The sequence below is a fragment of the uncultured Roseovarius sp. genome, assembly GCF_947489715.1.
Lineage (GTDB): Bacteria > Pseudomonadota > Alphaproteobacteria > Rhodobacterales > Rhodobacteraceae > Roseovarius.
Map to the genome: position 1 here is coordinate 83,737 of NZ_CANLER010000003.1, position 26,863 is coordinate 110,599.

Annotated in this window: 27 protein-coding genes; 8 read left to right on the forward strand and 19 right to left on the reverse strand. The window is 59.3% G+C overall.

The window, feature by feature from the left end; genetic code table 11:
• Positions 1-129: 129 nt before the first annotated feature.
• Positions 130-939 carry a protein-disulfide reductase DsbD domain-containing protein gene (locus Q1B27_RS09970; RefSeq protein ID WP_299847040.1) on the forward strand — a complete coding sequence of 270 codons (810 nt, stop codon included), beginning with the start codon at positions 130-132 and terminating at the stop codon, positions 937-939.
• Here Q1B27_RS09970 and Q1B27_RS09975 read toward each other — a convergent pair.
• From Q1B27_RS09975 to Q1B27_RS10005, 7 genes are all read right to left on the reverse strand, one after another.
• Positions 918-4,325, reverse strand: a complete 3,408-nt coding sequence (locus Q1B27_RS09975; protein ID WP_299847042.1) for an efflux RND transporter permease subunit — start codon at positions 4,323-4,325, stop codon at positions 918-920. The genes Q1B27_RS09970 and Q1B27_RS09975 overlap by 22 nt on opposite strands.
• A gap of 3 nt (positions 4,326-4,328) precedes the next feature.
• Positions 4,329-5,786 (reverse strand): HlyD family efflux transporter periplasmic adaptor subunit, encoded by a 1,458-nt coding sequence (locus tag Q1B27_RS09980; RefSeq protein WP_299847044.1) that lies wholly within the window; start codon positions 5,784-5,786, stop codon positions 4,329-4,331.
• A 96-nt stretch (positions 5,787-5,882) separates the two neighbouring features.
• Positions 5,883-6,425: a molybdenum cofactor biosynthesis protein B gene (gene moaB / locus Q1B27_RS09985; RefSeq protein WP_299847046.1), complete on the reverse strand. Its 543-nt coding sequence runs from the start codon at positions 6,423-6,425 to the stop codon at positions 5,883-5,885.
• Between the two features lie 3 nt (positions 6,426-6,428).
• Positions 6,429-7,049, reverse strand: coding sequence for a LysE family translocator (locus tag Q1B27_RS09990; RefSeq protein WP_299847048.1), 621 nt, complete (start codon positions 7,047-7,049; stop codon positions 6,429-6,431).
• Between the two features lies 1 nt (position 7,050).
• A complete protein-coding gene (locus Q1B27_RS09995) occupies positions 7,051-7,644 on the reverse strand; it encodes a metallophosphoesterase family protein (protein WP_299847050.1) in 594 nt (197 codons plus the stop codon).
• Complete coding sequence (locus Q1B27_RS10000) at positions 7,641-8,420, reverse strand: uracil-DNA glycosylase (RefSeq protein WP_299847052.1); 780 nt, start codon at positions 8,418-8,420, stop codon at positions 7,641-7,643. Before Q1B27_RS10000 ends, Q1B27_RS09995 begins: the two co-directional genes overlap by 4 nt.
• A 124-nt stretch (positions 8,421-8,544) precedes the next feature.
• Complete coding sequence (locus Q1B27_RS10005) at positions 8,545-9,915, reverse strand: glutamate--cysteine ligase (RefSeq protein WP_299847054.1); 1,371 nt, start codon at positions 9,913-9,915, stop codon at positions 8,545-8,547.
• Between the two features lie 158 nt (positions 9,916-10,073).
• Here Q1B27_RS10005 and Q1B27_RS10010 point away from each other — a divergent pair, with 158 nt between their 5' ends.
• Entirely contained in the window at positions 10,074-10,592 is a 519-nt protein-coding gene (locus tag Q1B27_RS10010; protein WP_299847056.1) for a hypothetical protein, read from the forward strand.
• Between the two features lie 31 nt (positions 10,593-10,623).
• Here the strand turns inward: Q1B27_RS10010 and Q1B27_RS10015 are convergent, their stop codons facing one another.
• Positions 10,624-11,142: a hypothetical protein gene (locus Q1B27_RS10015; protein WP_299847058.1), complete on the reverse strand. Its 519-nt coding sequence runs from the start codon at positions 11,140-11,142 to the stop codon at positions 10,624-10,626.
• Positions 11,139-11,864 carry a 16S rRNA (uracil(1498)-N(3))-methyltransferase gene (locus Q1B27_RS10020; RefSeq protein ID WP_299847060.1) on the reverse strand — a complete coding sequence of 242 codons (726 nt, stop codon included), beginning with the start codon at positions 11,862-11,864 and terminating at the stop codon, positions 11,139-11,141. The genes Q1B27_RS10015 and Q1B27_RS10020 overlap by 4 nt, the downstream gene beginning before the upstream one ends.
• Positions 11,865-11,875: 11 nt before the next feature.
• Between Q1B27_RS10020 and ubiA the strand changes: the two genes are divergently transcribed.
• The 3 genes from ubiA (at position 11,876) to Q1B27_RS10035 (ending at position 15,144) form a co-directional block, all read left to right on the forward strand.
• A complete protein-coding gene (gene ubiA / locus Q1B27_RS10025) occupies positions 11,876-12,841 on the forward strand; it encodes a 4-hydroxybenzoate octaprenyltransferase (RefSeq protein WP_299847062.1) in 966 nt (321 codons plus the stop codon).
• A gap of 61 nt (positions 12,842-12,902) precedes the next feature.
• Positions 12,903-14,825, forward strand: a complete 1,923-nt coding sequence (locus Q1B27_RS10030) for an OmpA family protein (protein ID WP_299847064.1) — start codon at positions 12,903-12,905, stop codon at positions 14,823-14,825.
• A complete protein-coding gene (locus Q1B27_RS10035; RefSeq protein ID WP_299847066.1) occupies positions 14,812-15,144 on the forward strand; it encodes a hypothetical protein in 333 nt (110 codons plus the stop codon). Before Q1B27_RS10030 ends, Q1B27_RS10035 begins: the two co-directional genes overlap by 14 nt.
• Before the next feature lie 294 nt (positions 15,145-15,438).
• On the opposite strand, the gene Q1B27_RS10040 is transcribed toward Q1B27_RS10035, so the two are convergent.
• Positions 15,439-16,299, reverse strand: a complete 861-nt coding sequence (locus Q1B27_RS10040) for a LysR family transcriptional regulator (RefSeq protein ID WP_299847068.1) — start codon at positions 16,297-16,299, stop codon at positions 15,439-15,441.
• Positions 16,300-16,425: 126 nt separating this feature from the next.
• Between Q1B27_RS10040 and Q1B27_RS10045 the strand changes: the two genes are divergently transcribed.
• A complete protein-coding gene (locus Q1B27_RS10045; protein ID WP_299847070.1) occupies positions 16,426-17,967 on the forward strand; it encodes a trimethylamine methyltransferase family protein in 1,542 nt (513 codons plus the stop codon).
• Between the two features lie 18 nt (positions 17,968-17,985).
• Entirely contained in the window at positions 17,986-19,077 is a 1,092-nt protein-coding gene (locus tag Q1B27_RS10050; RefSeq protein ID WP_299847072.1) for an aminomethyltransferase family protein, read from the forward strand.
• Between the two features lie 117 nt (positions 19,078-19,194).
• On the opposite strand, the gene acpS is transcribed toward Q1B27_RS10050, so the two are convergent.
• The 9 genes from acpS to folK all read right to left on the reverse strand — a co-directional run bounded on the left by acpS (position 19,195) and on the right by folK (position 25,961).
• Complete coding sequence (acpS, locus tag Q1B27_RS10055; protein WP_299847074.1) at positions 19,195-19,605, reverse strand: holo-ACP synthase; 411 nt, start codon at positions 19,603-19,605, stop codon at positions 19,195-19,197.
• Complete coding sequence (locus tag Q1B27_RS10060; RefSeq protein WP_299847076.1) at positions 19,602-20,222, reverse strand: LysE family translocator; 621 nt, start codon at positions 20,220-20,222, stop codon at positions 19,602-19,604. Before Q1B27_RS10060 ends, acpS begins: the two co-directional genes overlap by 4 nt.
• Before the next feature lie 2 nt (positions 20,223-20,224).
• Entirely contained in the window at positions 20,225-20,848 is a 624-nt protein-coding gene (locus tag Q1B27_RS10065) for a LysE family translocator (RefSeq protein WP_299847078.1), read from the reverse strand.
• Between the two features lie 19 nt (positions 20,849-20,867).
• Positions 20,868-21,305: an ABZJ_00895 family protein gene (locus tag Q1B27_RS10070; RefSeq protein ID WP_299847080.1), complete on the reverse strand. Its 438-nt coding sequence runs from the start codon at positions 21,303-21,305 to the stop codon at positions 20,868-20,870.
• Complete coding sequence (locus Q1B27_RS10075) at positions 21,305-22,072, reverse strand: pyridoxine 5'-phosphate synthase (RefSeq protein WP_299847082.1); 768 nt, start codon at positions 22,070-22,072, stop codon at positions 21,305-21,307. Before Q1B27_RS10075 ends, Q1B27_RS10070 begins: the two co-directional genes overlap by 1 nt.
• 36 nt (positions 22,073-22,108) lie before the next feature.
• Positions 22,109-22,774: a DUF2062 domain-containing protein gene (locus Q1B27_RS10080; protein WP_299847083.1), complete on the reverse strand. Its 666-nt coding sequence runs from the start codon at positions 22,772-22,774 to the stop codon at positions 22,109-22,111.
• Positions 22,775-22,783: 9 nt separating this feature from the next.
• Entirely contained in the window at positions 22,784-24,925 is a 2,142-nt protein-coding gene (locus Q1B27_RS10085; RefSeq protein ID WP_299847084.1) for a bifunctional (p)ppGpp synthetase/guanosine-3',5'-bis(diphosphate) 3'-pyrophosphohydrolase, read from the reverse strand.
• A gap of 33 nt (positions 24,926-24,958) precedes the next feature.
• Positions 24,959-25,312, reverse strand: coding sequence for a DNA-directed RNA polymerase subunit omega (gene rpoZ, locus Q1B27_RS10090; RefSeq protein WP_299847086.1), 354 nt, complete (start codon positions 25,310-25,312; stop codon positions 24,959-24,961).
• A gap of 82 nt (positions 25,313-25,394) precedes the next feature.
• Positions 25,395-25,961 (reverse strand): 2-amino-4-hydroxy-6-hydroxymethyldihydropteridine diphosphokinase, encoded by a 567-nt coding sequence (folK, locus tag Q1B27_RS10095; protein ID WP_299847088.1) that lies wholly within the window; start codon positions 25,959-25,961, stop codon positions 25,395-25,397.
• Positions 25,962-26,103: 142 nt separating this feature from the next.
• On the opposite strand from folK, the gene Q1B27_RS10100 reads away from it, so the two are divergent.
• Entirely contained in the window at positions 26,104-26,676 is a 573-nt protein-coding gene (locus Q1B27_RS10100; RefSeq protein WP_299847089.1) for an NYN domain-containing protein, read from the forward strand.
• Positions 26,677-26,863: the final 187 nt, after the last annotated feature.

A 26,863-nucleotide genomic window follows, 5' to 3' on the forward strand; every position in this document is an offset into this window, starting at 1 on the left:
CTATCCCATTGGCTACCCCGAAGAATGGGCGTTCAATCACCGTACTTCAAGCGTATGATCAGAGTCACACACAATTTTCTCGCCTTAAAGTGAGTTGGCATTTCAACGCTTATGACCCATTTGGAACGTATGAAAAGATTCGCAATCGGCCTTCTTCTGTCAGCAGCAACGCTGTTTTCACTTCCTCTTTCTGCCCAGCAGGGTGGCGATGTCCTAGATGCGCGCATCCTGACAGGGTGGCAACGGGCAGATGGCAAACATGTTGCCGCGCTGCATATTACGCTGAATGACGGCTGGAAAACTTATTGGCGCGCGCCGGGCGATGCGGGTATCCCACCGCAATTCGTCTGGTCCGGATCGCGCAACCTGTCCGATGTCGCGGTCAGTTGGCCCACGCCCAAGCGCATCCTGCAAAGTGGCGTGCAAACCATAGGCTATGAAGATGCACTGACATTGCCGCTGACGCTGACGCCCGCAAAAAAAGGCAAACCCATTACCTTAGCCGGAGAAGTCATCATCGGTGTCTGCAAGGATGTCTGTATCCCCATGACCCTGAAACTGTCGCAGGACCTGCCCGCCGGTCGGACCAAACCTGACGCACGTATTGTCGCGGCGCTGGCCGACCGGCCCTATACTGCGGCTGAAGCTAACGTCGGCCGTGTGGCCTGTCGCATCTCGCCCCTGACCGATGGCCTAAGCCTGCGGGCCGAGGTTGATCTGCCCCAAACCGGAGGCTCTGAACTGGCTGTGATTGAAACCGCAAATCCGCAAATTTGGGTGGCGCAATCGAAAACCACCCGTCAGGGCGGTCGCCTGATCGCCGAAACCGAACTGTATCACGTCGAGGGTCGCAGCTTCGCGTTGGACCGCTCGGGCCTGCGCATTACCGTTCTGGGTAAGAAACACGCGGTGGAAATTCAGGGCTGCCCGGCCGGCTGAACCCGTTTGGTTCTTTGGGCAACGGCCAGCACCACGTAGAGCAGCAACACCAGTATCGCCGACCCCGCGATGAAAACCACCAGCGCCGCCAGCATGGGCGAAAGGTCTATCAATCCGGGCCAAAGCCTTGTGAACGCGGCAGGAATCCGACCGAAAATCATTGTCATGCCCATTGTCGTTCCCAGCCAGAGGATCACGGCACCCACGCCCAACATCATCGCCAGCTTCACGCGGCGCGCCCGAAACCGCAGCCCGGTACGAAGCGCGTCAAACTTGCGGCTGACGTCACGCTGCATCGCCAGAAGCGTGGGCACCACGATCAGAACCATCACCATGCCAAAAGCCAGACCATAGACCAGCGTGATCACTGTCGGTTTGATGAATTGCGCCTGCTGCGAACGCTCGAACATCAGTGGCATCAGCCCCAGAACAGTGGTCAGCGTGGTCAGCATCACCGGGCGCAACCGGTCCGCCGCCCCATCGATGATTGACGGGATCAACCCGCGATCCTTGGCATAGTCGTCAATCGTGGTGACCAGCACGATGGAATCGTTGATGATGATTCCTGTCATCCCTAACAGCCCCACGACCGAGAACATGCTCAGCGGCACGTCCCACTGGTAATGGCCATAGATTGTCCCGACCAGACCAAAGGGAATGACCGCCATCACCACCAGAGGTCGTGTCCAACTGGAAAAGACCCAGGCTAGCACCAGGTAAATGCCGGTCAGGGTCAGGATCAGCCCCAACCGCGCATCATTAAGGAAATCGTCTTCCTGTTCGCTCAAACCCGATAACTGCCATTCCACCTGCAAATCGCTGGCGATCTTCGGCAGTATTTCCCCTTCCAGCGCCTGCATCACCGCCACGGCGCGGGCAGGGTCATCCTCGGAGATATCACCCGTCACGTTGATCAGGCGCACACCGTTTTCCCGCCGCACCGTGGAAAACCCATTACGCCGTTCGACACTGACGATATCGGCAAGCGGTACATAGGTACCCTCGGGCGTGCGCAGCTGCATCCGTTCCATGAAATCCGCGGTCAATTCGCCCTCGGGCAGTTCTACCCGGATCTCGGCACTGCGCGGCCCCAGCGGATAGGTCGCAGCCTCGATCCCGTTCAGCCGGTTACGCAACACACGCCCAAGACTGTCGATGGTAAAGCCAAGCGCATTGCCCTGCGCGGTCAGCTCAAGGATCAGCTCTTCCTTGTCATAGGCCAGATTATCCTCAACACCAGTGACCTCGGGGAACCGCAGCAGCGCCTCCTTCAGCGCCTCGGACGCGAATTTCAGATCATCCGCTGTAGCGCCAAAAAATTCCACATCCAGCGCGTCTCCGCCGGGGCCGGACCGCCAGCCCTTGAAGCTGACCGTTTCGACCAACGGATGATGCTGCACACGTTCCTGCAAATCGGCGGCAAAGGTGAAACTCGAATAGGGCCGCAGATCGGCATCAATCAGCTCGATCGCGATACCTCCCAATTGATCGGGATCCTTGGTATCAGCGCCGGCCAGACCGTAACCGGAATTGCCCCCCACCTGCGCCATGACAAAGGATAGCGGATTGGTGCCATAGGTTTCGGTATATTCGTCAGCCAACTCCTGTGTGGCGCGCTGCATCTCGCGCATCATCTCCAGCGTATCGGCACGGGCCGCGCCTGGGGCCATCGCGAAGTTACCGGTCACGCTGCCACGTTCGGGCGCATTGAAAAACCGCCATTTCACATCACCCGTAATGAATAACGACACTTGGCTGGCCAAGATCAAAAGTATCAGCGCAAAGACCGGATACCGCGCCCAGACGACCCCAGCCATGAAGGGACGAAACAAGCGCTCGCGTACCCAGACAAAACCGGTATTCACCGTCCGGCTGGGCCAGTCATACCAATTCCGATCGCCGGATTTGCGCAGGGCATGCGCCATGTGATTGGGCAAGATCAGGAAGCATTCCATTAGGCTGGCCAGCAACACAGCGATCACTGTGAACGGGATATCCACGATCAGGTCACCGAACCGTCCGCCCACGGCAGTCAGTCCAAAAAATGCAATCAGCGTCGTCAGCGTTGCGGCAAAGACTGGCAGCGCCATCCGGTGCGCAGCGCGCTCGGCGGCCTCAACAGGACTTTCGCCATATTTTCGAACCCGCGCATCGGCATGCTCGCCCACCACGATGGCATCATCCACGACGATCCCCAGCGTGATGATCAGCGCGAAAAGCGAGATCATGTTGATCGTCAGCCCGCCGATATACATCAGTGAGATCGCTGCGAGCATCGCCACCGGAATACCCGCGGCCACCCAGAAGGCGGTGCGCGCATTCAGAAACAGAAACAGCAGTCCCACAACCAGCGCCAACCCGGTCAGCCCGTTCTCCATCAACATATTCAACCGGCTGGAAATCCGCTCCGACCGGGTCCGGATGAGCTTGACTTCGACCCCCTCGGGCAGGGATTCGGCCATTTCGCGGGCCACGTCCTCGACCCGGCCCTGAATTTCGATGGCATCACCCCGCGCCGACCGGTCGACGCGGATCGACATCGCGGGTTCTTCGCCGACAAAATAGCTGCGCTTGCTGGCGATCCCTTTGATGCGGACACTGGCAACATCGCCCACGGTCAGCTTTGATCCATCCGGGTTCGACCGCAGCACAATCGCCGACAGTTGATCCGGGTCACGCTTTTCGACGCCAGTACGCACACGGGTGTTGGCTCCGGTCACATCCCCCGCCGGGTCGGCATCGACCTCCCCCGCCACGGCGGCGGCAATCTCGGCAAATGTCACGTCATGGGCGATCAGGTTGGCCGAGGGCACTTCGATGATCGTTTCGGGCGCAGACACCCCGCGCACCGTGGTCCGGGTCACACCCACGTCAAAAAGGCGCACAACCAATTCGTCGGCAAACTGGCCGAGCTGCGCAGTGGCCACCGGCCCGGTGATCACCACGTCGGTGACCCGATCACGCCACGCACCACGGCGTACCTCGGGTTCTTCGATATCCTCGGGCAGGGTCGTGGTCAGGTCTACGGCGGTCTGAACATCGTCGGCGGCGCGCGCCATGTCCCAGCCTGGCTCGAACTCCAGTTGAAGATTGGCTCGACCCTCACGACTGGTGGCTTCGCTGCCCGTCACACCCTCGACCGAAAGCAATGCAGGCTCAAGCACCTGAACGATAGCGGCATCCACATCTTCGGCCCCGGCACCTTCCCATTCAACCGTGACACTGACATTGTCGATGATCACATCGGGAAAGAACTGCGCCCGCATCCGAGGTAACGCCGCCATACCAAGCACGATCAGAACCACCAGAAGCAGGTTGGCGGCGGTCTTGTGCCGTGTGAAGTAAGAGAGCAGCCCGCCGGCAACCATCGGGACACCGCGGGCCATCCGTCAGCCCCCCATGCGGCCTTCCAGCCGCTTGACCATGCGCGCCGGCACTCGTGGTTCTGCCAGTTGCCCTAGCAACCGGATCTTGACCGCCTCAGGCATGTCTGTGCTGCCTTCGACAAAGGCCACCAGCCGGGCACGGCGGTCTTCACTCAGTTCCAGCATTTCGCTTGCGCTGGCAGCATCATCCGCCTCGTTGCGCAGGGGCCGCACCTTAATGCCTGCCCCCAGAAGCGGTGACCGCTGACTGACGATCTCGCGCCCTTCCAACATTTCGCCACGCACCAGAATGTCATCGCCCTGACGACGCATCAACCGTACCTCAAGCGCCTCAAGCCGATCCTCACCCAAAAGCGCCAGCACCCGCCCATCGGGGCCAAGCGCCGAGGCCGGCAGCCGCACGATCCGGTCCAGTGGCGGCTCTTCGATTGTCACGGTAACGAAATCGCCGGGTTTCATGCCGGTCGCGCCGGTCAGTCGCGCAAAGATCAACCGTCCGGTCTGGCCTTCACCCACAATCGCGCTGTCGCGGCTGATCACGCCCTTGACCTGCAGGTCGATGCCAAAGACATCCAGCGTCACCGTCACGGGCGCCCGGATCAGCAGACCCTCTTCATTCAAAAGCCGCAGATATTGTGGGGTCGAGACACGGAACGCGACCTCCAGCTTGTTGCCATCGACCAGCTTGGCAAGTTGTTCATTGGCGGCTACGAGACCGCCTTGCACGACCGAAACGTCGCTCAAGGTACCCGCGAACCCCGCGGTAATCCGAGTGTCATTCAGGCGCCGCTGCGCTTCGGCCTGGGCAATTTCGGCCCGCGCCATCCGCGTGGCAGCCTGATCGACCCGTGCTTCGGCCTGAGCCAGCGATTGCCAACTGCCCAGCACAGCCTGACGCGCCTGGGCTGCGGCCAGTTCAGCAGTTTCAACGGCAGCGGCGGTACCCACGCCGCGCTCTTCCAAATCCAGTTGACGACGATAGGCCCGCGCCCGCAATTCGGATTGATCTTCCGCAGCGGCCAATTCTTCCTGCGCAAGTTTCAAGGCACGATCCGCCTCACGGCTTTCATCACGCGCGTCCAGCAGATCGCTTGCCGCACGGTCCAGCGCCGATTGCGCATCCGCCGGGTCGACACGCGCCAGTAACTGCCCGGCCGCCACCTGACCGCCTTCCACAAAATCCTCGGCCAGTTCGACCAACGTACCGCTGGCCTTGGCGCGGACTTCAAGCGTGCGACGGCTTTCGACCTCGCCAAAGGCGCGCAGAACCGGCGTCACTTCCTGTTCTACCGCTGTGACCACATTGACAGCAAAAACCCGTTCGCGCCGTTCAAGCGCCTCGGGCTCACTTGCCATCCGCTCCTGCACCGCACTGAAAATTGAGTAGCCCGCATAGCTCAGCAGGCCCAATGTCAGCGACAAAAGGAACAATCCGGTCAGGCTGTGACGCAAAAACCGCATGAACTTCAAACCCTTGCTGGGTCCCGGTAAAGGACCTGACTAATGTAATCCTACCATGTGAAATGCCAAGGCTTTAGGGTTTTACGCACAATTTCGTCATTTCCGGCGCTGATGTTCGTCCAGCCGTGGCATGATTTCCACAAAATTGCAGGGCCGGTGGCGGTAATCCAGTTGATATTTCAGGATTTCATCCCACGCATCCTTACACGCGCCCGGGCTGCCCGGTAGCGCAAACAGATAGGTACCCCCGGCCACGCCACCCGTAGCTCGCGACTGTACCGCAGAGGTGCCGATCTTCTGCATGCTGACGATGGTAAATACCGTGCCAAAGGCATCAATTTCTTTTTCATAGACATCGCGATGCGCTTCGACACTCACATCACGACCCGTCAAGCCCGTACCGCCGGTTGAGATCACCACATCAATACCGTCATCCGCGACCCAGTCGCGCAATTGGCCCGCTATATCCGCCCGCTCGTCACGGATGATTTTGCGGTCCGCCAGCAGATGCCCGGCTTCGGAAATCCGGTCCACAAGCACCTGGCCCGACCGGTCATCCGCCATTTCACGGCTATCGCTGACGGTCAGCACTGCGATACGCACGGGGATGAATTCTTTGTTTTCGTCAATTTTGGACATACGCTACGCCCTTTCCAGAAATGCCAATCGCGCCGCCAGCGCAGTGAAAATCGCGGCGCAAGCCAATCCCAACCCGCGCGCAAAGCGTGGCCCTGTCAGGCGGTTCCGCATCTGCCCTGCAAACACGCCGACACCGCCATTGATCAACATCCCACCAAGGGCAAGCACCAACCCAAAGATCAGGAATTGTCCAAGAATGCTGCCCTGCGCGGGATCGACAAATTGCGGCAGAAAGGCCAACACGAAAAGGATCACCTTGGGATTCAGCAAATTGACGACCATCCCGTCCAGAAAGGCCCGGCGTACACTCAGCGGTCGCACATCGGCACTTTCAACCGGACCGGCCCGCAGCGCGCCCCAGGCAAGCCACAGCAGATAGCCCACGCCGATCCAGCGGATTACATCGAAGACCCAGGGAAAAGCCGCGACAACGGCCCCCAGGCCAAGCCCCGCAAGCGTCACATGCACCATACCCCCGGTCGAGATACCTGCACTGGCCGCCACCGCTGCCTTTGGCCCAGATCGCAAACCCAGTCCAAGGCAGAACATCATATCAGCACCGGGGCTGAGGTTCAGCGCCAATCCCGCCGGGATGAACGCCATCAGGGTCCAGAATTCGACCATTTTATACCTCGAACCAGTTTGGCGTCGGGCCTAGATTTACCACCTTGGTTTGCCCGATCTGCCCGGTCTTGCCCCAGCTGTCATGGATATGCCCGCAGACGGCCAATCCGGGCTGTATTCGTTCAATCGCCTCAAATATCGCCGTCGACCCGACTGAGATGCCGCCTGAGGTCAGATCGGCCACGCCTTTGGGTGGCGAATGCACGATCAGAATATCCGCACTCTCACAGCGCGAGAGCATCTCAGCCGCGTGCATCTCGGTCAGATCGCAGGACCAATCGCCAAATGGGGTCGTCGGCACGCCGTATCCCAGGCCAAAAAGGCGAATGCTACCAATTTCAGTTCCGCCGCCATGCAGCACCGTGGTGCCATCATGCGCGGCAACCTTCAGCTCATCGGCACTTTCGGCATTACCCGGCACCACGACCATTGGCGAGTTGATACCCGACAGCAAGTTCATCGCCTCGGGCAGATTCTGGCGCATGTTGCAGAAATCGCCAGCGCCGATCACCAGATCAGCGTCAGCGCTGGCCGCGACCAACGTCTCGGCCCGATGGCGCGCATGATGCAGATCGGAAAAAGCGAGAATTTTCATGTATCGGTCCTCAATCGCGCCTGCAACGCCAACAGATCGGCCCAGGCCTCGCGCTTGGCGTGCGGGCTACGTAACAGGTAGGCCGGATGGAACATTGGTAGGCAAGGCGCTCCATAGGCTTGATCCCAGTTCCCCCGCAGCCGGGTAATGCCACGTTTTCCAAGCCCCGCCTGGCAGCTGATATTGCCCATCAGCACCAAGACTTTCGGTTTAATCAACTCCACATGCCGCGCGACAAAGGGAAGCAACATTGCAATCTCTTCCGGTTTCGGATCGCGGTTTTGCGGTGGCCGCCAAGGCAGCACGTTCGTAATGTAGACGGCCCGCTCGACCGGATCCGCGCTGCGCGACATGTCAATCGCCGCCAGCATCTTGTCCAGCAGCTGCCCGGCGCGACCGACGAAGGGTCGGCCTTCACGATCCTCGTCGCGGCCCGGTGCCTCACCGATGATCATCACACGCGCTGCAGAGTTGCCATCGGCGAAAACCAGATTGCGGGCGCCTCGTTTCAGCTCACAATGCTCAAACGCCGCCATAGCAGACCGCAGCGCGTCCAAATCACCTGCGCCTTGCGCCAACGCACGCGCCTCGTTCACCGCGTCGGGTTTCGTTTCATTTCGCGGGGCAGAAGGCGTATCAGCCTGCACTGGCTTGGCTGGTTTATCTGGCACCTCGTAGCGATTGACCGGCACGTCACCAATCGCCTCGGTCGCGCCAAGTTCGACCTGCCAGTCCAGCAAAGCCTTCGCCGTGTGAAAATCCAATGCCGATTCCATGGCCGCAGCCTAGACCTTGCGCGCGGTAGGTGAAAGCAATCACTCTGCTCGGACCGGGTTGCAACATTTACGCTGCACGACAAGACGGGTTCAGGTCGGCACCTTCGCGCCTCGGCCGTTTCGTTCAGTAACTGTACTCGGCGTAAATCCGGTCTAAGTCACCATTCCAATCACCGTGATAATGCTCCAATAGCTCATCCGCCGGCACCTTACCGCTTTCGACACTTTCCTTGAGCGCGTTCAGGAAATGAGTTTCATCCGGCACCAACCCGCCTGCGCCGCTACGGGCACGCGCAGTCAATCCGGCCTCCGAGATCGCCACCGTTTCGCGGGCCAGGTCATGCATGTTGATATTTCCCACCTGCGCCTGCAACGCGCTTTCGCTGGCGGCAACGCGCAGCGCCTCGCGGGTCTCAGCATCCCAGCTCTTGCACAGATCCCAGGCAGCATCGAGCGAGGATTGATCATACATCAATCCGACCCAGAAAGCAGGCAGCGCGCAGAGGCGTCGCCATGGGCCGCCATCGGCCCCGCGCATCTCCATGAATTTCTTGATTCGCGCCTCGGGGAACGTTGTGGTCAGATGATCCGCCCAATCGCTCAGCGTCGGTTTCTCACCGGGCAGCGCAGGCAGCTCTCCTTTCAGGAAATCACGGAACGACATGCCCAACGCGTCGACATATTGCCCGTCGCGATAGACAAAATACATCGGCACATCCAATGCATAGTCGGCATATTGCTCGAACCCGAATCCGTCTTCGAAGACAAAAGGCAGCATGCCTGTCCGATCCGCATCCAGATCACGCCAGACCCGGCTGCGCCAAGATTTGTGCCCGTTGGGTTTGCCGTCGAAAAACGGTGAGTTGGCAAAAAGCGCGGTTGCGACCGGCTGTAACGCCAGCGCCACGCGCAGTTTTTGCACCATGTCAGCTTCGGACGAAAAATCCAGATTGACCTGTACCGTGCAGGTCCTGCGCATCATCGACCGCCCCATCGTACCGACTTTCTGCATGTAGGCGTCCATCAGCTTGTAACGGCCCTTGGGCATCATCGGCATCTGTTCATGCGACCATTGCGGCGCCGCCCCCAGACCGATGAACCCGACCCCAACCTTGTCGGCAATATCCTTGACGTCACGCAGATGGGCGTTCACCTCGTCGCAGGTCTCGTGAATGGTCTCGACCGGCGCGCCCGACAGTTCCAGCTGCCCACCCGGCTCAAGCGAGACATTGGCACCGTCTTTTTCCAGCCCGATCAGCTTGCCGCCTTCCTCCAGCGGTGCCCAGCCATGCCCGTCGCGCAGACCTTCCAGCACCGCCAGGACACTGCGTTCTCCATCGTAGGGGATGGGCTTCAACGTATCGCGACAATAACCGAATTTCTCATGCTCGGTGCCGATACGCCAATCGTCTTTTGGCTTACAGCCGCTCTCCAGATAGCCCGCCAATTGATCATGGCTTTCGATCGGCCCGCCGCCGGATTGAGGGATAGACATGATGCAAGCTCCTGCGCGTAGGTAGAAGCGCCAGTGGTGAAACGGTTGCACGGAGGTGTCAAGCAAGGATTGCCCCGAATTGCGCACGTAAATTTGATGTGTTTTTTATTGAGCCTTAAGTCCGCGACAGTATTTCTCGCTTTAGAAAGGGGCATACCATGCGCACAAAAATCACCCATCTCGCCCGGTCACGACGCCAGTTCATCACGTCAGGAATGGCCTTCATCCTGGCAGGCATTTCCAGCAGTTCCGTGCAGGCGCGCGGCGGTGGCGGCGACGCTGTACGGGATCGGCAGGAACGCACGCGCAGCAATGCACGGCGCGGGTTCACGCAACAGCAATTTCTGGCCATGTCCCGCAGCGAACTTTTCAGAAACAGCCGGGCACAAGGCATTTTCATCAATGGGTTCTCGCAAGAAATGTCGGTCACCATGTTTGAGATGGCAGTGGCCAATATTGCACGAACCCGGTCACTGGTGCAGCGCCTGCAAGACATCCCGCAAACCCCGCAACGTCGGTCGTTGCTGACCCGCGAAATGCAGTTTGCACAGCAGGAATTTGAGGAGTTCTGGGGGCTTTCTTCACAAAAGCAAAAACGAAAAACCTATTATGAAACTGTTTCAAAATGGGCCGGTAAACCAAGCGAAGGCGCGCTTGAATTCAGATATACGGGCTGATCTGAACAGGCTGACCTCTTCGACATAGTCATCAGTGCAAAACAGCCGGGTTCGGCGCCCGCTGCCAGATCACGACCGGAAATGCAGCACCCTGCTTCATATGTTTCAGCATATGCTCGGTCCGGATTCCCGGCAGGCTGGCAAAGGCATCAAACAACGCCTCGGCGCCTTCGGCGTTCAGCGGCACATGCAGATCGGCCTGCCCTGGCTGGCTTAGCACCCAATGCGGTGGCTTGCCGGTCGGATCAAGGATCAGGCTGGTCATTTCGCGCAGCGCTACAACGCCGCCACTCAGGGGGCCAAAATAGGCCACGGCCCCCTCGTCCACATGCACCACGCCGGGACCACCGCGACCTGACCGGAACCGCCCGCGCTGCACACCGGTAATCAACAGCACCGCGCCCAGCACCAACACCATATAACCCAGCCAATGCAACAGGGCGCCGGTGCCAAAGGCCCAGTATGCGCCAAGCACCAATACGCCGATCGCCACCAACACCTCGCGCCAACGCCAGATCGCCTGTCGCGCCTCGGGTCGCACAAAGCTCATGACCAGTCTCCCAATGCCTGCTGCCAAAGGGTCATCGCCGCCACCGCTGCCGTGTCTGCCCGCAGAATGCGCGGCCCAAGACTGACAGCCTGCGAATAGGGCAATTCGCGCAGCCTTGCTCGCTCCACCTCCGAAAATCCACCTTCAGGACCAATCAGTATCGCCCACTTGTCGCCGCCAGCCCCGTTCAGAGCTTCTGCGGCCCCGGCCAACGCCTCGTCACAGAACATCAGGTGCCGGTCATCGGGCCAATCATCCAGTAGCCGCGACAATTTCTGCAATTCACGCACCTCGGGCACAAAGGTGCCGCCACATTGCTCAGCGGCCTCAATCGCATGGGCCTGCAACCGATCCTGCCGAATACGTTCAGCATTGGTAAAATTTGTCTGCACCGGGCAGATGCACCGTGCGCCCAGTTCGGCCGCTTTTTCGACGATGAAATCCGTCCGTGCCTTCTTGATCGGCGCAAACATCAGCCAAAGATCAGGCGGTAACTGCAGATCTCGTGATTGTGCGCCAACCGCCAATACGCCGCCGCGTTTTCCGGCCTCGGCCACCTCAGCCTGCCATTCACCATCGCGCCCGTTGAACAGCGCCACTGCATCTCCGACTGACAATCGCATCACCCCAAAAAGATAATGGGCCTGATCCCGGTTCAGAGGAACCGATTGCCCTTGCCCCAGCGGGTGCTCTACATAAAGTCTGATCTTCGCAGTCGCCATGAGGCCAACATATGATCGACACCGATAAGACACCAGAGGCCGAAGGTCAGGTTGCTGACGCCTATCGCGACAATTGGGTGGATCGGCTAGCACCCCCGGCCACGAGGCCATACTTGCGGCTGTCACGCGCAGATCGGCCCATTGGCACATGGCTGCTGCTGTTGCCTTGCTGGTGGGGCCTCCTGCTGGCAATGCTCTATGATGGTCAGGCGCGGGTTTTCGATCTGTGGATCTTTGCGGGGTGCGCCATCGGCGCGTTCCTGATGCGCGGCGCGGGCTGCACGTGGAACGACATTACCGATCGGCATATCGATGGCTCGGTCGCACGCACCGCCTCGCGGCCCATTCCGTCAGGACAAGTCAGCGTCAGAGCTGCGCTGATCTGGCTGGCGGCGCAGGCGCTGGTGTCCTTCGCAATCCTCTTGACCTTCAACATCGCGGCCATCGGACTGGGTGTTCTGTCGCTTGTGCCGGTCGCAATCTATCCTTTTGCCAAACGTTTCACCTGGTGGCCGCAGGTGTTTCTGGGCATCGCTTTCAACTGGGGCGCGCTTCTGGCATGGACCGCCCATACCGGTGCGCTGCAATGGCCCGCAGTCATTTTGTATCTGGCGGGCATCGTCTGGACGCTGTTCTATGACACGATCTATGCCCATCAGGATGCCGAGGATGACGCCCTGATCGGGGTAAAATCCACCGCCCGCCTGTTTGGGGAAAACTCTCCCAAATGGTTGCGCTGGTTTTTGGTACTGACGGTCACGCTGATGGCGCTGGCAGTGATGCTGACGACGATTGATGGGCACTTCGCTGCCGTTCTGGTGGCACTTTGCGGTCCCTGGGCGCTTGGCTGGCATTTGCAGTGGCAACTCAGACGTCTCGACATCAAGGACACAGGCATCTTGCTGAAACTCTTCCGGTCAAACCGAGATGCCGGTTTGCTGCCCTTGCCGTTTTTCGCCGTCGCCCTGTTCCTTTGATTGAACTCAGTCGCGCACAGGCATAAACACGGTATGGGAACAATAACTTACCGGCAAAAACATGCGCCTGTCTGCCATCTTTGCAATCACTGCGAGCTTTGTTGTCGCGGCAGCACTGTGTCTGGTTGCAGCAGGGTTTTCCGTAAAAGTGATCGAGGAAAGCGCCCGCAACACCGTTCGAGACACGCTTGACGCCAATGATCTGGTCTGGTCCGAGGTTGACGCCAACGGACTTCAGGTTTTTCTGGGCGGCACTGCCCCCACCGAAGCGCTGCGTTTCAAGGCTTTGTCGATTGCAGGAACGGTTGTCGATGCCGCGCGGGTGATCGACCAGATGGACGTAGCCGATAGCGCCGATATTGCACCGCCCGCGTTTTCGGTTGAAATCCTGCGCAACGACAGCGGCATATCCCTTATCGGCCTGATTCCCGCCGCCACGGATCGAGAAGGATTGCTTTCCGACATCGTAGATGCCGCCGACGGATCCGAGGTGACTGACCTGCTGGAGGCCGCAGATTATCCTCCTCCCGACACATGGGACAATGCCCTCGACTATGCCGTGCGCGCGCTCAGCGATCTGCCACGATCCAAAATTTCGGTCGCCGCGAACCGCGTTGAAATTACCGCGATGGTCGATACGGCTGCGCAGAAAAACAAGATTGAAACCAACCTTTCGCGCAAAATCCCTGATGACATACGACTTGCGTTGGATATCTCGTCGCCACGCCCGGTCATCACGCCCTTTACGCTCAGGTTCCTGATTTTGGACGGACAGGCGCGGTTCGATGCCTGTTCGGCCGATACCGAGGTTGCACGCAATGCCATCCTGTCGGCGGCCATGAAATCCGGCCTGCGCTACGAGGCTGATTGTACAATCGGCCTGGGCGTACCCTCACCGCAATGGGGTAAGGCTGCCGCGCAATCCATTGCTGCCCTGGGTCAACTGGGCGGCGGCAGCGTGACGTTTTCCGATGCCGACATCACCCTTGTGGCTGCACAGGGCATTGCCGAAAACCGGTTTGACGACGTGATCGGCGCGCTGGAAACCTCCTTGCCGGATGTATTTGCGCTGCATGCCGTGCTGCCACCGCCGCCGGACGAAGCGGTGCAGATCACCCCCGAATTCGTCGCCACGCTTTCCCCGGAAGGGCTGGTTCAGATCCGGGGCCGTGTCGGGAACGAAATGACGCGCGATACGGTCAACAGCTTCGCCAAAGCGCGCTTTACCTCGGATAGCGTCCACAACACCGCCCGGATCGCCGGGGGATTGCCTCAGGATTGGCCGACCCGGATTCTTACTGGTCTCGAGGCGCTATCTTACCTGTCCAACGGTGCGGTAACCGTGACGCCGGACATGGTGGAAGTGTCCGGCAATACCGGACAAAAAGGCGCCAAGACGATGATCGCGCAGTTTCTGTCGGATAAGCTGGGCGACGCAGAAGAATTCTCCATCGACGTGACCTACAGCAAAGCCCTCGATCCGGTGGCCAGCATCCCGACCCCGGATGAATGCGAAGCGCTGATCGCCACCGTCTTGAGCGAGCGGAAGATTAATTTCGAACCCGGATCGGCAACAATCGACGAAAGCGGTGCGTCGATCATGGATGACATCGCCGAAATTCTGAAAAAATGCGGCGAATTGCGGATGGAAATCGGCGGACATACCGATAGCCAGGGGCGTGAGATCATGAACCAGCAACTCAGCCAGTCGCGGGCGCGTTCAGTGCTGAGCGCCCTGCGCGACCGCCGCGTTCTGACCTCTGCCTTGACGGCAAAGGGATATGGCGAAAGCGTCCCAATTGCCGATAATGACACCGAAGAGGGTCGCGAGGCCAACCGCCGCATCGAATTCAAACTGATCCGTCCGGAGCCGATCAAAGAGCGCAAGACAGGCCTTGAAAGCTTGGAAGAAGAAGCCTTGGACACAGTCGATCCCGACGCTGCAGATCAAAATCAGGAAGACACACCAGATGAACAGAACTGAGTTTATCATTGCCACGGCGATCGTCCTCTTTGTGGCCTTCTGCCTGGGTTGGTTTGCCAATTGGCTCATCCATCGCTTCATTCGTGTCGCGGGCTCGGATGTGGGTGAGCTTGAGAAGATGGCACAGGAATTGCACGAGGCCGAGGAAACCCGTGATCAGGCCATCACCTACCTGCAACAACGCGAAGCAGAATTGACAAATCAGCTTAGCCAGACAGAGGCCGAACTGTCCGCGACGATGGACGGGCTGCGGGAAGCCCGTCGCGAAGCAGAAGACCTGCGTGGAAATCTCGAGCGCATGAGTCAGACCGGATCCTGATCTTTCAAATAAATTCCTGTTTAATGGAGCGCCTTCGGCGCGCTTGATCTCTCGTTGTCCGGCTTCGCCGTCCGCCTCGGGGTGCCTGCCTTGGATGTGCCGCACCCATCGAATTTTGTTTGGTTAGGAAATGTTTGGATTGCTTTCAGCGGGTGTATTTTGGAACGGTGAAGACGGCGGCGCTTACCTTACGCTTGGCACACAGGGGTTTGGGGTGAAACCCCAAGGGCTGCGCGCCCTGAGCGCATCACTCGAATGTGTGAGCGTACGCGAACTCCGTCAGGGAACAGCCGCTTAGCGCGTAGCCTTCAACCAATCGACAAACACTGCAATATCTGGATTGGCCAGCGCCCCCGGAGCATAAGCCAGAAAGTATCCATAATTCTCTAGCGCCGTAGCGGATAATCGGAAAAGCCGCCCGGCATCAATCTCTGGCCGTATCAAAGCGTCATTCAGCGCCACACCCTGCCCGTCCATGACCGCCTGAACCCGGACATTCGGGTCGGGGATAATCAGCGCCTCAGAATCACCTTTGAAGTCGAGATTTGCGACGTCAAACCATTCCGACCAGGCATTGCTGTCATCCCTGTCTCTCAGCAGGGTCAGTTGCTGAAACGCGCCCGTCAAACCAAGTTCATCGACCAGTTTGGCCGCTCTGGCGTCACCCGTGGGCCATGCCGGAAAGGGTAGAAGTGGCTCTACCATCATATCGTTCCATTGCCCCCGCCCCCAACGGATCGCCAGATCAACCCCTTCACCCTGCAAATCAATCAGGTTGACCATCGGCTGCACCCGCAACCGAATATCCGGGTGGGCCGACATGAACTGCATCAAACGCGGCGACAGCCAGCGCGACGCGAAATAGGTCGACATCCCGATGGTCAATATGCGGTCGTGGCGCAACCCTGCGATCTTTTGTTCAATGGCTTCAAAGGCCGACTGCGCTGTCCCCAGTAATTGCTGCCCTTGCTCTGTCAACGCAATACCCCTCGGCAACCGCTGAAACAGGGTGAATCCCAATTCCTGCTCCAATTGCTTGATCTGATAGCTGACCGCACCTTTGGTCAGGTTCAATTCTTCCGCCGCCGCAGAAAAACTGCGGTTTCGGGCAACCACCGAGAAGACCCTGAGGGAATCGTAATGACGAAAGCGCATCGTTATCGTCTAAATTTATTGAACTTAAAGTGCAAATCATTTGATTTGCGTGGTGCTCACATTCCATGAAAATATGGCTTCAATAAAATTATCTAAGAACCAGCTATCTCAAAAGGGTCAACAAGGTTGAACACGATTGATACCCAACCGCGCCCGAAACGAAGGCGGCGCAATCCGCGCCGCGCGCCACCCGCACCGCATTATTCCAACCACCGACCCAAAAGGCGCATTCCGGTCTACGAAATTCTGGATGAAGAAAGTCTGGTACGGCTTGAAACCCAAGCCGATTGGATACTCGATCAGATCGGCATCGAAATTCGCGATGACGATACGGCATTGGCGCTGTTCCGTAAGGCCGGAGCACGGGTTGACGGCACCCGCGTATGTTTTGATCCGGGCCATGCCCGTTCCATCTGCGCCACGGCACCGACAACGTTCAAACTGCATGGCCGCAACCCAGATCACACTGTCACCCTGGGCGGTGACCACGTTGTCCTGATGCCCGGCTATGGTTCTCCATTTGTCACCGACCTCGAACAGGGGCGGCGCTATGGCACGCTTGCCGACTTCCAGAACTTCGTGAAGCTTACCTTCCTTTCTCCCTATCTGCACCATTCCGGCGGCACAGTGTGCGAACCTTGCGATATTCCGGTGAATAAACGCCATCTCGACATGGTGATGGCCCATCTGTGCTATTCGACCAAACCCTTCATGGGCGGTGTCACATCCCCTGAACGCGCCCGCGACAGTATCGCGATGTCACAGGTGGTTTTTGGCAAGGACTTCACCAAGAAAAACGCTGTCATTCAGGGCAATATCAACGTCAATTCCCCATTGGTTTATGACGGAACCATGAGCCGCGCGCTCAGGGTCTATGCGGCAGCCAATCAATGCGTTGCGGTCTCACCCGCCATCTTTGGCGGTGCTATGGGCCCGCTCGGACCTGCCGCCACCGCCGCACAGACCTTGGCCGAAGGGATGGTGGGGATCGCTCTGGCCCAACTGGTTCGCCCAGGATGCCCCTGCGTGCTGGGCTCCTTCCACTCTGCGATGAATCTCAAGACCGGCGCGCTCAGCTTTGGCGCGCCCGAATCCAACCTTGCCACTTTTGCCTTTGCCCAACTGGGTCGCCGCCTGAATGTCCCGATCCGCCCCGGCGGTGGTCAGATCACCTCTGCCAATACCCCCGATGGTCAGGCCATGCAGGACAGCACCGCGGCGATGTGGGCCACATTGCTCGCGGGCGCCAATCAGGTTTGGCACGCGGCCGGCTGGCTCGAGGGCGGATTGACCATGTCTTACGAGAAGTTCGTGATGGACCTCGACCATTGCGGGATGATGCTGAAACTGTTGCAAGGCATTCCCACCAATGACGAAGCCTTGGGTCGCGACGCCTATCTCGAGGTTCAGCCCGGCGAAAACTTCCTGTCGACCGCCCACACGATGCGCCATTACGCCGAGGCCAACTACCTCTCGGATTTGCCAGATGCGGGACCGTTTGAGACCTGGCAGGAAAACGGCAGACTCTCGGCTGCAGAACGCGCCTCTTTCCGCTGGAAGGAAATGCTGGAAGCGTACGAGCAACCGGCGATGGACGACAGCACGTTCGACGCGCTCACGGATTTCGTCGCCCGCCGCAAATCCGAAATGCCCGACAAATGGTACTGACAACAGGGAGAAACCAAAATGACCGAAGAACTCAGCCGAACCTCGGCTCTGGCCGACCGCCACCGCGCCCTTGGATCGGGGTTGGAAGATTGGAACGGCATGGGCACCGCCTGGAGCTATTCGAGCGATCCCAATGACGAACACGATGCGGTGCGCGAACGCGCCGGCATGTTCGATATGTCACCCCTGAAAAAGGTCTTTGTCCGCGGCCCCGATTCGATGACCGTGCTGGATCACGCAACCACCCGCGATCTGACCCGCCTTGCCCCCGGCCAGGCCGCGTATCTCTCGGTAATGACCGAGGATGGCAAACTGGCCGATGATGCAATCGTCTCCAATAACGGCGATGACGAATGGATGATCGTACATGGCTCTGGTCAGACATTGCAGATGCTTGAAGCTTCGTCCGAGGGTCGCGACGTAACACTCACGCTTGACGACGATCTGCACGACATCTCGGTGCAGGGGCCAAAGTCGCTCGACATCCTCAACCCGCATTGCTCGATCGACCTCGGTCAGATGAAGTATTTCCACCACGCACCGGCAGAACTGTTTGGCTACCCCGTCCGCCTCTCACGCACCGGCTATTCCGGCGAACGCGGCTACGAGGTTTTCGCCGACAAGGCATATGTGACCGACATCTGGGACAAGCTGGTCGACGCGGGTGTCATGCCCTGCTCTTTCACCGCGCTCGACAAGGTCCGGATCGAGGCCGGATTGCTGTTTTACGACTACGACATGACCTCTGTTCATACCCCATGGGAAGTCGGGCTTGGCTTCACGGTGAACGCTTCCAAAACCAGTTTCCGCGGCCGCGAGGCCCTGATGGCCACTAAAGGACACGAGAAGCTGCGCAATGTCGGGCTGGTGATCGACCATGAAGACATGGTTGCGGGTGGCGAGGAACTCTCCCTGAACGGCACCAATGTCGGCACGATCAACAGCCCCTGCTATTCACACCGGATGGACAAGTCCCTTGCCCTGGCACATGTGAAACCAGATGTGGCCGACGGCACCGTGCTACGGGTGCAGGGTGACGGTATCGACACCACCGCCACGGTCTCCTCCCTGCCGTTCTATGACCCGGGCAAAACCCGCACCCACGCCTGACCTTACAAACCGCATCGGGTTACAACACACAGGATGCGGCCCGGGGTTTGGGGGCGTCCCCAAGGCCTGCGTGGCCTGAACGCGAAGCTGAAAGGCGTGAGCGTCAGCGAACTCCTGTCAGGAACCGCCCGACAAGGCGCGCGCCTCGATCACCACAAAGGCCTGCGCCCAGGGGTGATCATCGGTCAGCGTCACATGAATGATTGCCTCATGCCCCGCCGGTGTCATCTCGGTCAGACGCTCCGCTGCCCAGCCGGTCACGGTCATCACCGGCTGGCCGGTCTCAAGGTTCGAAACCGCCATGTCCTTCCAGGATATCCCCATGCGCAGCCCGGTCCCCAGAGCCTTGGAACAAGCCTCTTTCGCCGCCCAGCGTTTCGCATAGGTGCCGGCCACATCCTTGCGCCGCTCAGCCTTGTGCTGCTCAATCTCGGTGAAGACCCGGTTGCGAAACCGATCGCCAAACCGCTCCAGCGTCCCCGCGATCCGTTCTATATTCGCCAGATCGGTACCAACACCCAGGATCATTTCGAAACGGCCGACCGGATCAGCGCCAATCCACCGGTGGCGAAAAGCACCGCACTTGCCCCCTCGACCCAGCGGCGACACCGGCGATAGACGGCCATCATGCCGCCCATCGAAAAGACCAGTGAATAGCTGAAATTGTTGAAAAACGCGACGACTACACAAACCAGCGTGGTCACCACGACCGACAACACCGTATCGTTCGGGTCCAGCCCCATCGACAAGGCCGCCATCCAGGCAATCACCGATTTCGGGTTCGACAGGTTCAGGATCACGCCACGCCAGAACCAGCGTCCGGCGGCAATTTCAGTCACCGGTGCGTCACCGGGCTGCATCGCCGACCGTCCCGATTGCCAGGCCAGCCATAGCAGGTAACACCCGCCCAGAACCTTGAGGGCCATCAGCAACCAGACCGAGGCCTGCAGCACCGCCCCCATCCCCGTGGCAGCCAGCACGCCCCAGAACACCAACGCAACGCTCAGGCCCAGCCCATAGACGATACTGGCTCGCCGACCATAGCGCATGGCAATCGCGGCATTCGAAATATTGGCAGGCCCCGGGGAGGCCGCAATCACCCAGAACGCAACACCCACCGCAAGCAATGTCGTCAGATCAACCATTTCTACCCCTCCAGCCGCGCCGTCAGAATCTTGATACTTGCCGCCCCGAAAAGAGCGGCAAAAAGCCCGTCAAACCAGCGCCGCGCCCGAGCGTATCCCCGGGCAATACGCGGCGCGGAAAACAGCACACCATATCCGAAGAACACCAGCATCGACACCGCGATCAGCATCGCAAACAACTGCCAGACCTGCGCCATGCCCGCCCCCGCAGGCAGCGCAATAGCGTAAATCGCCCCCCAGGACAGGATCGCCTTGGGATTGGTCACATGCAATAGCATCCCCTTGAAAAAAAGCCGCCGCAGATCATCTGCGCCCGGCGCCGCCGACAGGTCTTCCGGTCGCACTGCCCGGCGCAAAGATTTCACCGCCAGATACAGCAGATACGCCGCGCCCGCATAGCGCACCAGTTCGAAAACCCAGACATTGGCCAGCATGACCGCACCGATACCCAAGGCGGCGGCGATGCCCCAACTGGCCGACCCGCAGACGATGCCCCCTGCGATGGTCAGGCCCGCCATGCGCCCGGCCTGCATCGCCGTGCCGGATATGGCCAGCGTTGCCGGGCCGGGGCTGCCACCGGCAACAGCCCAGCCGACAAGGATCAGCAACGTTTCATATCCCGTCATTGCACCCGTCCTCCGCGGCCTAACCCCGGCTTTGCCGCTTCAACTCGTTGCGCGCGCCCATCCAGAAAAACAGCCGCGCACCGACCACGAAGAAAACCGCCATGATGACCGTGATGGTGCTGAGCGCCGCGAACCCAACTGGCGTCAGGAACTGACCCAAACCACCGGGAAAGGCTGACATGAAGAACGCGGCGAAAGCCATCGTGATCCCCAGGCCGACAAAACCGAAAAGCGCCGATTGCTGCCAGGCCCAGCTGCCCTTGGGTGTCTCTCCCTGGGCCTTGGCGAAATCTACGCCTTCCAGCATCGTCACCAGAATGATCGGCACCACCGTCGCCCCCGATGAGCGCAGGTTGAAATTGAAGAACTTTCCAGCCAAGTAAAGAAGCAGCGAAATGCCAATCAGGATCAGCGCATAGCGCATGACAAATCGGGACCATTTAACCGAATAGGACATCAGCCTGCCGCCTTCAACTCAGCACGCTCCTCGTCCATCAGGCGGCGCATCTCGGCGATGGCCGGCTGCAACCCGCGGAAAATGGCCTCACCAATAATGAAATGCCCGATATTGAGCTCGCGCACCTCGGGGAAAGCCGCAACCGGCTTGACCGTGTCATAGGTCAGCCCGTGCCCCACATGCACTTCCAGCCCCAGCGAGTGGCCAAAGCGCGACATCTCGCGCAGCGCTTCCAGTTCACGGTCGCGGTCATCAAGACGCCCCTCGTGATGGGCATCGCAATAGGCCCCGGAATGCAGCTCGATCACCTGCGCGCCGATCCGGTGCGCAGCCTCGATCTGGCGTTTATCGGCGGCGATGAAGATCGACACCCGGCACCCAACCTCGCGCAGCGGCGCGATGAAATGCGCCAGCTTGTTTTCCTCACGCGCCACTTCCAACCCACCCTCGGTGGTGCGTTCCTCGCGCTTTTCCGGCACGATGCAGACCGCGTGCGGTTTGTGGCGCAGGGCAATTTTCTGCATCTCGTCCGTCGCAGCCATCTCGAAATTTAGCGGGACGCTCAGCGCGTCCATCAGCCGGTCGATATCAGCGTCACTGATATGACGGCGATCTTCGCGCAGATGCGCGGTGATTCCGTCCGCACCCGCCTCTTCGGCCAGCTTGGCCGCGCGCAACGGGTCGGGCGTATCGCCGCCACGCGCATTGCGCACCGTGGCCACATGATCAATGTTTACGCCCAGGCGCAGTTTTTCCGATAACGACATTTTGACCCTCTGATCTTCTTGCGACTCAGCGCCAGACTATTCGGCTTTTGTCTTGCCGTCAGCCTTGGCGGCGGCTTTTTCTTTCAAGGCCAGTAATTTGGCTTTCAGCCGCCCCTTGCGACGATTCTGATAGGCCTGAATGACCGGCAGGCTGGTGTAATAGCAGATCAACCCGCAGATCAGCCCCGGAATGATCCCGCCCACCATGTAGGGAAAGAACACCTCGTCATAGAAAATCTTCAATTCGGTCCAATGGGCGGTGTCCTCGGTGAACATCGCGAAAAAGTTCTCTTTCAGGTCGCGACCGGCATTGACGAATTTCTCACCCAGAGAGCTGTGGATCTCTTCGGCTGCCGGCACGTTGCGCATGCCCAGCAGGAAATGCCCGGTCTGCAAGGACGAGGCGCCAATAAACAAAAAGGTCAGCGGATTACCGAAAAACGTTGCCAGCAGCGACGCCACGATATTGCCGCGCAGAATGAACGCCACAAAAGCGGCCAGAAAGAAATGCAGCCCGAAAAACGGCGTGAAGGTCACGAATACACCCGCAAAAATACCGCGCGCGATCCGATGTGGCGGATCAGGCAGTCGCCACAACCGATGGCGGACATAGAGAAACGCACGCGACCATCCGGTGCGCGGCCAGAGAAATTCTGCCACGGCCCGCCAGATCGGACGTTTGTTTCTACGCTTGAAGACCACCAGGGACTCCTAGTTTTGATTTGTCTGCGGCCCCCCGGACCGGGTGGGATCGCGGTGTCGTTCGATTGCGGCAACATCACTTTCGGCATCCAGTGCCGAGATCAAACGGTGCAGATGTTCAGCATCTCTTAGCTCAACATCTATCAGCAACCGGTAAAAATCCGGCTTCCGATCCACAAAATTCAAATCTGAAATATTGGCCTTCTGTTCACCTATCAAGGTACAAATGCGCCCCAAGACACCGGCATCATTGCCTATTGTGATATCAAGGGTAACACCATAAACCGCAGGATGAGTGCCGCCGTGCCAATGCAAGTCTAACCAGCGCTGCGGCTGGTCGTCAAATGCCGACAGCGATTCGCAATCAATCGCATGCACAACCACACCCTGACCCCGGTAGGTGATGCCAACGATCCGCTCGCCCGGCAGCGGCTGACAACAGGGGGCACGGTCAAAACTCTGATCCGCCGCCAGACCGATCACGGCCAGATCAAGGGCCACCTCGTCACCGTTATCCGGTGCAAGGTCGGGATAGATCGCATTCAGCACATTCTGCGCCGTCAGCTCAGCACTGCCCAGCCGGGCCAGCAACTCATCCGGCTCGCTCAGACGCAGGGTCCGGGCGGCGGCTTCCAACGCCTTGTCGGTTGCTTTCTTGCCGACATGTTCAAATGCCGCCCGCGCCAATTCGCGACCCAGTTTGATGAACCGGTCGCGGTCCTGTTCGCGCAGCGCCCGGCGAATGGCCGAACGCGCCTTGCCGGTGGTGGCGATATCCAGCCATGTGGGCTGCGGGATCTGACCTTCGGCGGTGATCACGTCAACCGACTGGCCGTTTTTGATCCGGGTCCACAGCGGCACGCGCATCCCGTCGATCTTGGCGCCCACACAGGCATGGCCGATGCGCGTGTGAATCGCATAGGCGAAATCAATCGGCGTGGCCCCGCGCGGCAACTTGACAACATCGCCCTTGGGCGTAAAGCAGAACACCTTGTCCGCATACATCTCGAGCTTCACCGCCTCGAGGAATTCGTGATGATCCTCCTCGGCGTCAAACTGTTCCGTCAGCGCTGAAATCCACTTGACCGGATCAACCGCAAAGGGGTTTTCGCTGCGCACCCCGTCACGATAGGACCAATGCGCCGCGACACCGGTTTCAGCCACATCATGCATCTGCCGGGTTCTGATCTGCACTTCGACACGCTTGCCGTCACGGCCGCTGACCGTGGTGTGGATGCTGCGATACCCGTTCGATTTCGGTTGGCTGATGTAATCCTTGAACCGCCCCGGCACCGCGCGCCAGCGTTGATGGATTGCCCCCAGCACCGAATAGCAGTCATGTTCGCTTTCGGTGATGATACGGAACCCGTAGATGTCCGACAGGCGGCTGAACCCCAGTTCCTTCTCCTGCATCTTGCGCCAGACCGAATAGGGCTTCTTGGCGCGGCCCAGCACATCGGCCTCGATCCCCGCCTTCGCGATTTCGTGACGCATATCCCCGGTGATCTTCTCGACCACGTCACCGGTTTCTTTCTGCAAGGTGATGAACCGCCGGATGATCGACGCGCGCGCATCCGGGTTCAGCACCCGGAACGCCAGGTCTTCCAACTCTTCGCGCATCCACTGCATGCCCATCCGGCCCGCCAGCGGCGCGAAGATATCCATCGTCTCGCGCGCTTTCTTCAGCTGCTTTTCCGGCCGCATCGCCTTGATCGTGCGCATGTTGTGCAACCGGTCCGCCAGTTTGACCAGAATGACCCGCATATCCTTGGACATGGCCATAAAGAGCTTGCGAAAGTTTTCCGCCTGCTGGGTCTCGGTACTGCTCAACTGCAGGTTGGTCAGCTTGGTAACCCCATCGACCAGATCGGCGATCTCGCTACCGAATCGCTCGGACACCGTCGCGTAAGAGGCGCGGGTATCTTCGATGGTGTCATGCAAAAGCGCCGTGACGATGGTTGCGTCATCTAGTCGCTGTTCGGCCAGAACCGCCGCCACGGCGATCGGGTGGCTGAAATACGCCTCCCCCGAATGGCGGTACTGCCCTTCGTGCATCTCGCGGCCATATTCGTAGGCCGCGCTGATCAGTTTTTCATCTGTTTTGGGGTTGTAGGTGCGTACCAGCGCGATCAGGTCTTCTTGGGCGATCATACGCTGCGCATCCCCGGGGCTGTGGGGTCAGGTTCAGCCCTGACCCTGCGCTTCCATCAGTGCCCGAAGCAGTTTTTCCTCGGACATGTCGTCATCGGCGGGCTTGTCGGCCTCACCACCCATCAACAGGGCCATCGAATCCTCTTCGGGTTCGTCGACTTCGATCTGGGTCTGGTTCGATTCGATCAGACGCTCGCGCAGCTCATCGGCGGATTGGGTTTCGTCGGCGATCTCGCGCAGACTGACAACAGGGTTCTTGTCGTTGTCACGCTCAACGGTGATAGGCGCACCGGCGGAAATCTCGCGCGCCCGGTGGGCGGCAAGCATCACCAGGTCAAACCGGTTAGGGACCTTGTCAACGCAGTCTTCTGTGGTCACGCGGGCCATGGGAACTCCGATCCAGCAATCAATAGAAGCCCGGTATTTAAGGCCTGCACGCTGGTTTTACAAGCACAGAATCACCGGGGGCTCACAGCGCGACGACCTCGGATTTATCCTTCTCCGGCAGCGCGGCCAGCATCTGCGCCACGCTCAGGTTCAGGACAGGATGACACCACTCAGGCGCGATCTCCGCAAGCGGCACCAGCACAAAGGCCCGGTCCTGCAAACGCGGATGCGGCAGGATCAGCCGATCCGGGGTTTTGACCGTCTGCTGATCCGGCGGCAAGCTGCGCCATGTGGTATGGGTGTCGATATCGGGATGCACCAATTGCCCCGCCGCGATCAGATCCAGATCCAGCGTGCGCCGACCCCATCTTTCAACCCGTTCCCGGCCAAATTGGGCTTCGGTTGCGTGCAATTTCTGCAGGAAATTCTCAACCGGCCCCCGGTACGCGACCTGCGCCGCCGCATTGACATAATCCGGCCCCGCACCGGGCGGAAAACACGGCGTGCTATAAAACCGGCTAACGGTCTTGATTTCGATGCCTGCACGCTCCAGTTGCTGCAGCGCAGCACGCAGGGTCAGCGCCGGAGGCCCAACCTGGGATGGCAGGTTGCCGCCCAAAGCTATCAACAATTGTTGATCATTTCCCACCGTAAACCTATCCTTCTGAGTGACCGTGAGGCCTTGCCTTCTTGGCTAAACTACTTAGTTTACGGTCTAGTTCTGGTCGTTCCCAACCACTCACCTAAAGAACACCACGATCAGGGCAAGTTAATTCGGAAGGACATTTGAGATGTTTTACAAGGACGAACGGCTGGCGCTGTTCATCGATGGCTCGAATTTATACGCCGCTGCAAAATCGCTGGGCTTCGACATCGACTACAAACTGCTGCGGGCAGAATTTATGCGCCGCGGCAAGTTGCTGCGCGCATTTTATTATACCGCGCTTCTGGAGAATGACGAGTATTCACCGATCCGCCCGCTGGTGGACTGGTTGAATTATAACGGCTTCTCGATGGTCACCAAGCCAGCCAAGGAATATACCGACAGCCAGGGCCGCCGTAAGGTCAAGGGCAACATGGATATCGAACTCGCCGTGGACGCGATGGAACTCGCCCCGCGGGTCGATCATATCGTGCTCTTTTCCGGCGATGGCGACTTCCGGCCGCTGGTGGAAAGTCTGCAACGCCAAGGTGTGCGTGTCTCGGTGGTGTCGACCATCCGCAGCCAGCCGCCGATGATCTCGGACGACCTGCGCAGGCAGGCCGATAACTTCATCGAACTTGAAGATCTCCGCGACGTCATCGGACGCCCGCCGCGCGAACCGTCCCCCGACCGGGAAGAGGCCTTCGCCGCCAGCAAGTAACACCACAGAAACCGGGGCCAAGCGTCTCGGTTTTTTGTTGATCCGCACCCGGTCGGCCCTGAACCTTCGGCCTGAGTTTGAGCGGGGCCTCCTTGTCGGCCCGTTCGGCAAGACCGCGGATCGGAAGTTTGAAATGGCAGGTCGGCTATTTTATCCTCTCTGACGCAGGCATTTTTCAGCGCCCGCC

What these genes read in the sequence shown, in the direction of transcription:
- Q1B27_RS09970 (WP_299847040.1), top strand. Translation starts at nt 130, where the DNA reads ATGAAAAGATTCGCAATCGGCCTTCTTCTGTCAGCAGCAACGCTGTTT.
- Q1B27_RS09975 (WP_299847042.1), bottom strand. Translation starts at nt 4,325, where the DNA reads ATGGCCCGCGGTGTCCCGATGGTTGCCGGCGGGCTGCTCTCTTACTTC.
- Q1B27_RS09980 (WP_299847044.1), bottom strand. Translation starts at nt 5,786, where the DNA reads ATGCGGTTTTTGCGTCACAGCCTGACCGGATTGTTCCTTTTGTCGCTG.
- moaB (WP_299847046.1), bottom strand. Translation starts at nt 6,425, where the DNA reads ATGTCCAAAATTGACGAAAACAAAGAATTCATCCCCGTGCGTATCGCA.
- Q1B27_RS09990 (WP_299847048.1), bottom strand. Translation starts at nt 7,049, where the DNA reads ATGGTCGAATTCTGGACCCTGATGGCGTTCATCCCGGCGGGATTGGCG.
- Q1B27_RS09995 (WP_299847050.1), bottom strand. Translation starts at nt 7,644, where the DNA reads ATGAAAATTCTCGCTTTTTCCGATCTGCATCATGCGCGCCATCGGGCC.
- Q1B27_RS10000 (WP_299847052.1), bottom strand. Translation starts at nt 8,420, where the DNA reads ATGGAATCGGCATTGGATTTTCACACGGCGAAGGCTTTGCTGGACTGG.
- Q1B27_RS10005 (WP_299847054.1), bottom strand. Translation starts at nt 9,915, where the DNA reads ATGTCTATCCCTCAATCCGGCGGCGGGCCGATCGAAAGCCATGATCAA.
- Q1B27_RS10010 (WP_299847056.1), top strand. Translation starts at nt 10,074, where the DNA reads ATGCGCACAAAAATCACCCATCTCGCCCGGTCACGACGCCAGTTCATC.
- Q1B27_RS10015 (WP_299847058.1), bottom strand. Translation starts at nt 11,142, where the DNA reads ATGAGCTTTGTGCGACCCGAGGCGCGACAGGCGATCTGGCGTTGGCGC.
- Q1B27_RS10020 (WP_299847060.1), bottom strand. Translation starts at nt 11,864, where the DNA reads ATGGCGACTGCGAAGATCAGACTTTATGTAGAGCACCCGCTGGGGCAA.
- ubiA (WP_299847062.1), top strand. Translation starts at nt 11,876, where the DNA reads ATGATCGACACCGATAAGACACCAGAGGCCGAAGGTCAGGTTGCTGAC.
- Q1B27_RS10030 (WP_299847064.1), top strand. Translation starts at nt 12,903, where the DNA reads ATGCGCCTGTCTGCCATCTTTGCAATCACTGCGAGCTTTGTTGTCGCG.
- Q1B27_RS10035 (WP_299847066.1), top strand. Translation starts at nt 14,812, where the DNA reads ATGAACAGAACTGAGTTTATCATTGCCACGGCGATCGTCCTCTTTGTG.
- Q1B27_RS10040 (WP_299847068.1), bottom strand. Translation starts at nt 16,299, where the DNA reads ATGCGCTTTCGTCATTACGATTCCCTCAGGGTCTTCTCGGTGGTTGCC.
- Q1B27_RS10050 (WP_299847072.1), top strand. Translation starts at nt 17,986, where the DNA reads ATGACCGAAGAACTCAGCCGAACCTCGGCTCTGGCCGACCGCCACCGC.
- acpS (WP_299847074.1), bottom strand. Translation starts at nt 19,605, where the DNA reads ATGATCCTGGGTGTTGGTACCGATCTGGCGAATATAGAACGGATCGCG.
- Q1B27_RS10060 (WP_299847076.1), bottom strand. Translation starts at nt 20,222, where the DNA reads ATGGTTGATCTGACGACATTGCTTGCGGTGGGTGTTGCGTTCTGGGTG.
- Q1B27_RS10065 (WP_299847078.1), bottom strand. Translation starts at nt 20,848, where the DNA reads ATGACGGGATATGAAACGTTGCTGATCCTTGTCGGCTGGGCTGTTGCC.
- Q1B27_RS10070 (WP_299847080.1), bottom strand. Translation starts at nt 21,305, where the DNA reads ATGTCCTATTCGGTTAAATGGTCCCGATTTGTCATGCGCTATGCGCTG.
- Q1B27_RS10075 (WP_299847082.1), bottom strand. Translation starts at nt 22,072, where the DNA reads ATGTCGTTATCGGAAAAACTGCGCCTGGGCGTAAACATTGATCATGTG.
- Q1B27_RS10085 (WP_299847084.1), bottom strand. Translation starts at nt 24,925, where the DNA reads ATGATCGCCCAAGAAGACCTGATCGCGCTGGTACGCACCTACAACCCC.
- rpoZ (WP_299847086.1), bottom strand. Translation starts at nt 25,312, where the DNA reads ATGGCCCGCGTGACCACAGAAGACTGCGTTGACAAGGTCCCTAACCGG.
- Q1B27_RS10100 (WP_299847089.1), top strand. Translation starts at nt 26,104, where the DNA reads ATGTTTTACAAGGACGAACGGCTGGCGCTGTTCATCGATGGCTCGAAT.